Here is a 1,213-nt window from a genome sequence, read left to right on the forward strand (position 1 = left end):
GACCCGGCGTTCGCCCCCGAACTGACCGGCTCCAGCGACCCGTTCACGGTCCACACCCGCTGGATCGAGACCGAGTTCGTCAACGACATCAAGCCCTTCCCGGCCGTGCCGGAGCAGGACGCGGAGGGCGATACGGGCCGCGAGGCCATCGTCGTCGAGATCGGGGGCAAGCGCCTGGAGGTCCTGGTGCCCTCCTCGCTGGGCATGACACCGGCCCGCACCAACACCGCCACCGGCGCCAGGACCAGACGCCGGGCCGGAAAGAAGTCCCTCCCGGCCGCCTCCGGCGACACCCTCGCCTCCCCGATGCAGGGCACCGTCGTCAAGGTCGCCGTCGAAGAGGGCCAACACGTCACCGAAGGCGACCTCGTCGTCGTCCTGGAGGCCATGAAGATGGAACAACCCCTCAACGCGCACAAGGCCGGCACCATCAAGGATCTGAGTGCAGCCGTGGGCGCCTCGCTCACCTCCGGCGCCGTGATCTGCGACATCAAGGACTGAACCGGCCACACCAGGCCGGAACCGGAACCGGAGCCGGCCGCGTCCCCGGCGGCATCGGCCCTCACCACCACCACGACGACCTGGAGCACACCCGGGCCACGGCCTCGGTGCCCTCGCACCCGTCTCATCCCACGACGCCCGCCCTCACGCCGCGCTCCCACGCCGCGACGACGCACCCCCAACCCACACGGCTCGGGGCGCAACGCCCCCGCCGCGCATGAGCGAGGCCCCGTGTCCCAACATCCCCCGCTGCCCGCAGGGAACCGGTCGAACCGGTCGAACCGGTCGAACCGATCGAACCGATCGAGTCGGCCGGGCGGCCTGGCGGCTGCAGCCCCGGCCGGCCCCATGACTTCGGACGTCCGCCCGCACACGGACCGCGCGAGATCATGAACCCCCTCCGGTGGACCGCCGGGCTGTACTCGCGCTGCCTCCCGCCTGCCAGGCTCGACGGCCTGCTGCGGGAGAGCGGCGGGGCGCAAGGAGGGCCACAGGGCAAAGCCGCCGCCCGCGTGATCGATGCGCAGAGCGCGAAGACCTCCACGAGCGCAGCCGCCGCGAGTCAGGGCACGGACGCGGCGAAGAAGACCACGAGGCCAAAACCGAGCATCGTGCCCGGCCCGGTCCGCGTCGTCTTCTCCGCCACCGGCGCCGAGCGCACCGTGCCCGATTCCTCGCGCCATGAGCTCTTCCTGGCCGTGCGGGAATGCCT

General features: G+C 72.0%; 1 protein-coding gene and 1 pseudogene. Both read left to right on the plus strand.

Going from position 1 to position 1,213, the window contains the following annotated elements; translation table 11 throughout:
• The coding region (locus P1P70_RS44825; RefSeq protein WP_319248277.1) for a biotin/lipoyl-containing protein at positions 1 to 501 on the plus strand (501 nt) is incomplete at its 5' end.
• Positions 502 to 890: 389 nt separating this feature from the next.
• A pseudogene (locus P1P70_RS44830) lies at positions 891 to 1,213 on the plus strand (hypothetical protein); the annotation flags it as partial.

This window comes from Streptomyces sp. MB09-02B, assembly GCF_033794485.1.
Lineage (GTDB): Bacteria > Actinomycetota > Actinomycetes > Streptomycetales > Streptomycetaceae > Streptomyces.